Here is a 7172-nt window from a genome sequence, read left to right as displayed (position 1 = left end):
GCCTGCCGCAGGCGACCTTCGCCTCGCATGTGACGATCGCCGACGGCAAGGCGACGGTAGCCCGTGAAGTGGACGGCGGCGCGGAAACACTCTCGCTGACGCTTCCGGCCGTGATTACGACGGACCTTCGCCTCAATGAGCCGCGCTACGTGACGCTGCCCAACATCATGAAGGCGAAGAAGAAGTCGCTGGAAACCCTTAATCCCGAGGACCTTGGTGTGGACGTCACGCCGCGTCTAAAGACGCTTAAGGTGGTCGAGCCGCCGAAGCGCAGCGCTGGCGTGAAGGTCGCCGATGTGAAGATGCTGGTCGAGAAGCTGAAGACTGAAGCCAAGGTGATTTGAGAGCTACTGGGAGATCAAAAAAATGACGATTCTGATAATTGCAGAACATGACAATACTTCGGTGAAAGCCGTCACGCTCAACACGGTGGCGGCGGGAGCCGTACTTGCCACGCTTGGTTGTGGCGACATCCACGTGCTGGTCGCGGGCCACAACGCGCAGGGCGCGGCCGAGGCAGCTGCGAAGATTGCAGGTGTAAGCAAGGTACTACTGGCTGACGCACCGCAGCTCGAGGCGGGACTGGCGGAAAACGTCGAGGCGACGGTGCTGAACGTGGCGAAGCACTACTCGCACATCCTCGCGCCGGCGACGGCTTACGGCAAGAACATCACGCCACGTATTGCGGCCAGGCTGGATGTCGCGCAGATCAGCGATATCACGGCGGTGGATAGCGCCGACACGTTTGAGCGTCCGATCTACGCAGGCAACGCAATCGCGACGGTGCAATCGGCTGACCCGATCAAAGTGATCACGGTCCGTACGACCGGCTTCGACCCGGTCGCAGCAGAAGGCGGTAGCGCCACGGTGGAGAATATCGAAGCCGCAGCCGACGCGGGCATCTCGCAGTTCGTAAGCCGTGAGGTGACCAAGCTGGACCGTCCGGAGCTGACGAGTGCATCGATCATCGTCTCGGGCGGCCGGGGCCTGGGCAGCGGCGAGAACTACATGAAGGTGCTCGAGCCGCTGGCGGACAAGCTGGGTGCGGCCTTGGGCGCCTCGCGCGCGGCGGTGGACGCGGGCTTCGTGCCAAACGACTACCAGGTGGGTCAGACAGGCAAGATCGTCGCGCCGCAACTGTATCTTGCAGTTGGCATCTCGGGTGCGATCCAGCATCTGGCGGGGATGAAGGACTCGAAGGTGATCGTCGCGATCAACAAGGATCCCGAAGCACCGATCTTCAGCGTCGCAGATTACGGTCTGGTAGGCGATCTCTTCGCCGCTGTGCCTGAGCTCACGTCGGCCCTATAAGCACGCGTTCCTGAACAGTTCTGAAACCGGCGAAATTGCCATCGGTTACGCGGCATGCGGATTGATGGGAGCGAAGTCGGCCTTGCCCGAGGTGTTCAGGAAAAGCGTAGTGTGCATGGCGACGAAGTTCGCGTAGCCGCGCACGCGTGTCGCCCTTTTTCTGTCATTGTATGCATAGCATCGAGGGTGCCGTGGTACCCGAATCACTAAGGTTACCCGCACAAAAAATTGAGGCGCGACAGCGAGTGTAAGCGCTTGAATGGATGCACGGTACTGACCAACCACGGCATTCAGTTCACGAATCGTGCCCGCGAACGATACGCCGTCGACTACTGGGGCGACGACCGCGAGGCGTATCCGAGCGAGGCGATCAGTGCAATGCCGGATGAGAAACTGCTGGCATGTCGCTGCACTCCCGGAACCGATGATAACTGGGCGGATGTTTTGACGCCGGACGTGTGCTAACTACCGGCGAGGCCGATCACATGTTTGGATAGTTGGGCCCGCCGCCGCCTTCAGGCGTGACCCACACGATATTCTGCGTCGGGTCCTTGATGTCGCAGGTCTTGCAGTGCACGCAGTTCTGCGCGTTGATCACCAGCCGCTCGCTGCCATCATCGTTCTTCACGAACTCATACACGGCTGCGGGGCAATACCTCGATTCCGGTCCCGCATAGGTGTTCAGGTTCACGTTCACCGGCACCGTCGGGTCTTTCAGCGTCAGATGCGCCGGCTGGTTCTCTTCGTGATTGGTGTTCGAGATGAACACCGAAGAGAGCCGGTCGAACGTCAGCTTGCCATCCGGCTTCGGATACACGATCGGCTTGCACTGTGAAGCCGGTTTGAGCATCTCGTGATCCCAGTGCTGGTGATGCAGCGTCCATGGCACATTGCCGCCCAGCAGCTTCTGCTCGATGCCCACCATCAGCGTGCCCAGGTACAGGCCCTTGCTCATCCACTGCTTGAAGTTGCGCGCACGGTAGAGCTCGCTGTGCAGCCACGAGGTCTTGAACGCTTCCGGATAGGCGTCGAGCACATCCGCCTGACGTCCTGCCTGGACCGCTTCGAACGCAGCGTCTGCGGCCAGCATGCCGGTTTTGATCGCGGCATGCGAACCCTTGATGCGTGAAGCGTTCAGGAAGCCCGCATCGTCGCCCACCAGCGCGCCGCCCGGGAACACCAGCTTCGGCAGCGACATCAGCCCACCAGCGGTAATCGCCCGCGCGCCGTACGACACGCGCTTGCCGCCCTCAAGGAAGGCGCGGATCGACGGATGGGTCTTGTAGCGCTGGAATTCCTCGAACGGTGACAGGTACGGGTTCGAATAGCCAAGGCCCACCACGAAACCGACCATCACCTGATTGTTGTCCAGGTGATAGAGGAACGAACCACCGTAGGTGTCGGTGTCGAGCGGCCAGCCGGCCGTGTGGATCACCAGACCCGGCTTGTGCTTCGCCGGATCGACTTCCCACAGTTCCTTGATGCCGATGCCATAGACCTGCGGATCGACGCCGTCGCGCAGCTTGAACCTGTCATTGAGTTGGCGGCCCAGATGTCCGCGCGCGCCTTCGCAGAACAGCGTGTACTTCGCGTGTAGTTCCATGCCGAGCTGGAAGTTCTCGGTGGGCCGGCCGTCCTTGCCAATGCCCAGATTGCCGGTGGCCACGCCCTTCACTGAGCCGTCATCGTTATACAGGATCTCGGCGGCCGGAAAGCCCGGAAAGATCTCCACGCCCAGCGCCTCGGCCTGCTGGCCCAGCCAGCGCGTCACGTTGGCCAGACTGATCACATAGTTGCCGTGATTCTTGAAGTTATTCGGCAGCGCCCAGGTCGGCACGCTCTTCGAACCGGTCTCCGACAGGAACAGGAAGCGGTCTTCAGTCACGTCGACATTGAGCGGCGCGCCTTTTTCCTTCCAGTCGGGGATCAGTTCGTTCAGCGCGCGGGGGTCCATGACCGCGCCGGAGAGGATGTGCGCCCCGATCTCTGAGCCTTTTTCCAGTACGCACACGCCCATTTCGACGCCTTTGTCCTGCGCCAGCTGCTTCAGGCGGATCGCCGCGGACAGGCCGGCCGGACCGCCGCCGACGATCACCACGTCGTACTCCATTGATTCGCGCGTGGGAGCGAAATCATCCTTCGCGATTGTCGAGATACTCACAGAACTAGGTCTCCATTTTTATAGCGAATACTTCGCGTTTTACGCCCCTCGCGACCCGCGAAGTGAACCATCGAGGGCAGATAGCGGATTGCGGGTGGTGAGGGGCGCAGTTCAGGCGGCACGCATGGCATGCGCCGTGGACGCCGCCATCGACGACGACTGCGCGCCGAGTCCAGCGCCCCACTTACGAAACGATGCCTTGCGCGACATTCATCGTCAGTCGTCTGCCCTGCGGTGGGAAGACGCACCACGAGCCGTCGTCATGGCGAAAGAAGACAATTGAGAGCGTGCCGGACGCGCGCAGCGCTTCCACGCGCACGCAACGCCATGGGTTTTGCCTGGAGCGGCTGAACCGCGTCACGCGGGTTTGCAAGGATGATACGGAACCCAACCACTTCTCGACCTGAACGTGTAACGACCTGTCTAAGGTGCCCATTTACTTCCCCAAAATCATCAACACACGGAATTGCATGCTGCGCCTGCGCGGGTCCGCCGCGCCGCGAGCCCTCCAACTGCAGGCTGCGCCGCGATGCACTCCGCCGAAAGCAAGGGTAGAGGAGCGCGGCCGCGCTGCCACCCCCTCACTTTGGGGGGAATGTCCGCGCCCGCTCCCCATGCGGCAGGCCCGCACAGGTCCAATACAGGTCAGGCGCAACGAGTGCGATCGCGCTCGCAAGATCGGGCACGCGCACAACCGACAGGACCGGGCCGAAAATCTCTTCCCGATAAATCCTCATATCGGGCTTCACGTCGTCAAACAGTTACCCCCACAAGCGACATACTCTGGAGAAAAGACTGATGGACATCGCTGTTACTAACCCGGCGGAACGGGTCGGACCTGCATTTTCGGTTGATGGTATGTTGCTGGCTCGCCAGAAGACGCGCGAAGCGATTCGCGACATCGCCGCGCGATTGGCTCCCGGCATGATCGAAGAAGATGCGGTTCAAATGGCCAAGCAGGTGATGTTCGATTCAGGACTGGCGCTGAGCTGGCACCCGACGCGGGTGCGCTTTGGCAGCAACACGATGAAGCCCATGAAAGTGGCCTCTGTTGCAGGCGTGGCATTAAAAGAGAACGATATTTTCTTCCTCGACATCGCACCGCGCGTCGAAGCGTGGGAAGGCGACGGCGGCAAGTCGTTCGTCGTGGGCCAGCACGCGGAATATGAGCGTTGCGCCCGTGACGCCGAGCGCCTTTTCCATGAAGTCCGCGCCATCTGGTCTAAAGAGAAGCTGACGGGAGAGAAGCTCTACGCATTCGCCGACAAGACGGCCAAGGCGATGGGGTGGGAATTGAACTTCGATTTGCCCGGTCACAGGTTATCGGACTTCCCGCACGCTGCCAGGCTCAAGTCTCAACCGTCACGCGATGCATTTCGCGCCGTTCGCCGTAGTAGTCGTTGATCGGCAGATGCTGGGTGCTGCGGTTATCCCAGAACGTCACGGTGCCCGGCGCCCAGCGCACGCGGCAGGTGAACTCGGCCTGCGTCGCATGCCGGAACAAGTACTCGAGCAGGGGCCGGCTCTCCTCCACCGTCATGCCCTTGAATTGCGTCGTGTAGGTCGAATTCACATACAGCAGCTTGCGCCCGGTTTCCGGATGCACGACCAGCACAGGATGCTCACCCTGCGCATTGACCAGCCGCAACGGCTCGAATGGCAAACCAGTCGTCGGGTCGACTTCCGGCACCAGGGTCTCGTGTATCGCGACCAAAGGTTCGAGCATTGCCTTCATGCCATCGGAAAGCCTCTCATAGGCCATGTACATGTTGGCGAACAGGGTGTCGCCGCCCTTCTGAGGCGTCTCGATCGCGTACAAAACCGAACCGAGCACCGGCCGTTCGAGAAAGGTCACGTCGGAGTGCCACTTCTCGCCGAACACGCGCCGGTCTTCTTTTTCCTTGACGACGCGCAGCACTTCCGGATGCCCGTCGAGCGGCCTCGCCATGATGTAGGGATGCACGTGCAGCGGCCCGAATTGCCGCGCGAAGTTCTTGTGCTGCTCAAGCGAGAGCCGTTGCTCGCGAAACACGATCACCTGATAGTCGAACAGCGCGCCACGTACCGCTGCAAGCGTATCCGGGGGCAACGCCACCGACAGATCAATGTCGAGGATTTCGGCGCCCAGCGCGCCGACCAGCGGTTGAATCTTCATGCCTTGTCTCCCGTGTTTCAAGCGCCGCTTCAAGCTTTACTACAGCCGCCCAGCTTCAATGATCCGCTGCAAAAATGCCCGCGTGCGTTCGTTTTGCGGGGCATCGAAGATCTGCTTCGGCGGTCCCTCCTCGTGCACGCGACCCTCATACAGGAAGCAGACTTTGCTCGCGACGTCGCGAGCAAACGCCATCTCATGCGTGGCAAGCAACATTGTCATGCCTTCGGCGGCAAGGTCGCGCACCATGCGCAGGACTTCGGACACCAGTTCGGGGTCGAGCGCCGAGGTAATTTCATCGAGCAGCATCACGATCGGCCCCATGGCCAGCGCGCGGACAATGGCGACGCGTTGCTGCTGACCGCCGGAGAGCCGGTCGGGAAAGGCATTCGCCTTGTGTTCCAGCCCGATCCGCTTGAGCAGCGCCAGCGCGTTGGCCTCCGCCTCTGCCCGGTCGGTCCCCAGCACGCGGATCGGCGCCAGGGTACCGTTTTGCAGCACCGTCATATGCGGGAATAGGTTGAAGCTCTGGAAGACTATGCCGATATCACGGCGCAGCGCGTCGACGTCGACTCCGACACCGGTCATCCGGTCGCCGTGAATCAGGATCTCGCCGCCATCGATCTGCTCAAGCCCATTAATGCAGCGCAACAGCGTGGACTTGCCGCAACCTGACGGTCCGATAAGGCACACCACCTGATGTTCGTCGACGTCGAGTTGCAGGCCATCGAGCACAGTATGCTCGCCGTAGCGTTTGCGTATATTGCGGATTTCGATGAGCGGCATGGGCGCCTCACATGCCGCTGGCGAGCCGGCGGCGTTCGATCAGCCGATCGACCAGCCGGGTCTGCGGAATGGTAATGATGATGAAGATGAACGCCACGGTGCTCACCGCCGACAGGTTGAAGTGATTACTGGCGATGATCTTGGCCTGGTTGAACGCATCCATCGAGCCGATGATGTTCACCAGCGCCGTATCCTTCTGCAGGCTGATGAACTGGTTCAGCAGAGGCGGGATCATGCGGCGCACTGCTTGCGGGATCACGACGAAACGCAGGGTCTGTCCATACGACAGACCGAGCGACCGGGAAGCGGCAGTCTGGCTCCAGTGGATGCTGTCGATACCGGCCCGATAGACTTCGGCGACATAGGCACTTGAAGTCAGCGTCAATGCGATGATCGCGAAGGTTTCGGGCGAGAGGTCCTTCAGCACCGGCAGGCCCGTCAGCGAGATGCCAAAGCCCACCAGGTAGATCGTGATGACGGCGGGCAAACCGCGGAACACGTCGATGTAGGTGACCGCGAGCGCACGGATGGGGCGACCCGCAGGGCCTGGCGCCATCCGCGCGACGGCGAACGCCAGCCCGACGATCAGCACCAGGATTTCGGCCACCACGAAGATATGAATGTTGGTCCAGAACGCCTTCAAGATAAGCGGCAGCGTCTCGGACATCAGCGGCAACAAGAAGAATGTGCGGCTGACAGCGAGATCGTTGGCGATCAGGAACTGGATCGCGGCCAGCACCACCACCAGCGCAACGGCGAGAC

Annotated in this window: 7 protein-coding genes and 1 pseudogene; 3 read left to right on the top strand and 5 right to left on the bottom strand. The window is 61.2% G+C overall.

Features of this window, described 5'->3' with window-relative positions; all coding sequences use genetic code 11:
* Together WCA53_RS26370 and WCA53_RS26365 are read left to right on the top strand one after the other, a co-directional pair.
* On the top strand, nt 1–344 hold a 344-nt coding region (locus WCA53_RS26370), incomplete at its 5' end, for an electron transfer flavoprotein subunit beta/FixA family protein (protein WP_423917477.1).
* A 22-nt stretch (nt 345–366) separates the two neighbouring features.
* Nucleotides 367–1311 carry an electron transfer flavoprotein subunit alpha/FixB family protein gene (locus WCA53_RS26365; protein WP_423917474.1) on the top strand — a complete coding sequence of 315 codons (945 nt, stop codon included), beginning with the start codon at nt 367–369 and terminating at the stop codon, nt 1309–1311.
* Between the two features lie 481 nt (nt 1312–1792).
* On the opposite strand, the gene WCA53_RS26360 is transcribed toward WCA53_RS26365, so the two are convergent.
* Nucleotides 1793–3421 (bottom strand): electron transfer flavoprotein-ubiquinone oxidoreductase, encoded by a 1629-nt coding sequence (locus WCA53_RS26360; RefSeq protein WP_423917471.1) that lies wholly within the window; start codon nt 3419–3421, stop codon nt 1793–1795.
* A gap of 704 nt (nt 3422–4125) precedes the next feature.
* Nucleotides 4126–4233, bottom strand: a pseudogene (locus WCA53_RS26355) (aldehyde dehydrogenase family protein); the annotation flags it as partial.
* 37 nt (nt 4234–4270) lie between these two features.
* On the opposite strand from WCA53_RS26355, the gene WCA53_RS26350 reads away from it, so the two are divergent.
* The gene (locus WCA53_RS26350) at nt 4271–4876 is read left to right on the top strand and encodes a M24 family metallopeptidase (RefSeq protein WP_423917466.1); all 606 of its coding nucleotides are present in this window, start codon (nt 4271–4273) and stop codon (nt 4874–4876) included.
* Here WCA53_RS26350 and WCA53_RS26345 read toward each other — a convergent pair.
* The 3 genes from WCA53_RS26345 to WCA53_RS26335 form a co-directional block, all read right to left on the bottom strand.
* On the bottom strand, nt 4821–5627 hold the full coding sequence (locus tag WCA53_RS26345; RefSeq protein ID WP_423917461.1) for a TauD/TfdA dioxygenase family protein: 807 nt from the start codon (nt 5625–5627) through the stop codon (nt 4821–4823). The two genes, WCA53_RS26350 and WCA53_RS26345, sit on opposite strands and share 56 nt — an antisense overlap.
* A 39-nt stretch (nt 5628–5666) precedes the next feature.
* The gene (locus tag WCA53_RS26340) at nt 5667–6410 is read right to left on the bottom strand and encodes an amino acid ABC transporter ATP-binding protein (protein WP_423917458.1); all 744 of its coding nucleotides are present in this window, start codon (nt 6408–6410) and stop codon (nt 5667–5669) included.
* A gap of 7 nt (nt 6411–6417) precedes the next feature.
* A partial coding sequence (locus tag WCA53_RS26335; RefSeq protein ID WP_423917455.1) for an amino acid ABC transporter permease occupies nt 6418–7172 on the bottom strand: 755 nt, incomplete at its 5' end.

Origin of the sequence: Caballeronia sp. (genome assembly GCF_049581465.1) — a bacterium.
In the GTDB taxonomy this organism is placed as follows: Bacteria; Pseudomonadota; Gammaproteobacteria; order Burkholderiales; family Burkholderiaceae; genus Caballeronia.
This window is presented reverse-complemented; position numbering and strand designations above follow the sequence as displayed.

Excerpts from the sequence above, each read along its gene's own strand:
- WCA53_RS26350 (WP_423917466.1), top strand. The coding sequence starts at position 4,271 with ATGGACATCGCTGTTACTAACCCGGCGGAACGGGTCGGACCTGCATTT.
- WCA53_RS26340 (WP_423917458.1), bottom strand. The coding sequence starts at position 6,410 with ATGCCGCTCATCGAAATCCGCAATATACGCAAACGCTACGGCGAGCAT.
- WCA53_RS26345 (WP_423917461.1), bottom strand. The coding sequence starts at position 5,627 with ATGAAGATTCAACCGCTGGTCGGCGCGCTGGGCGCCGAAATCCTCGAC.
- WCA53_RS26365 (WP_423917474.1), top strand. The coding sequence starts at position 367 with ATGACGATTCTGATAATTGCAGAACATGACAATACTTCGGTGAAAGCC.
- WCA53_RS26360 (WP_423917471.1), bottom strand. The coding sequence starts at position 3,421 with ATGGAGTACGACGTGGTGATCGTCGGCGGCGGTCCGGCCGGCCTGTCC.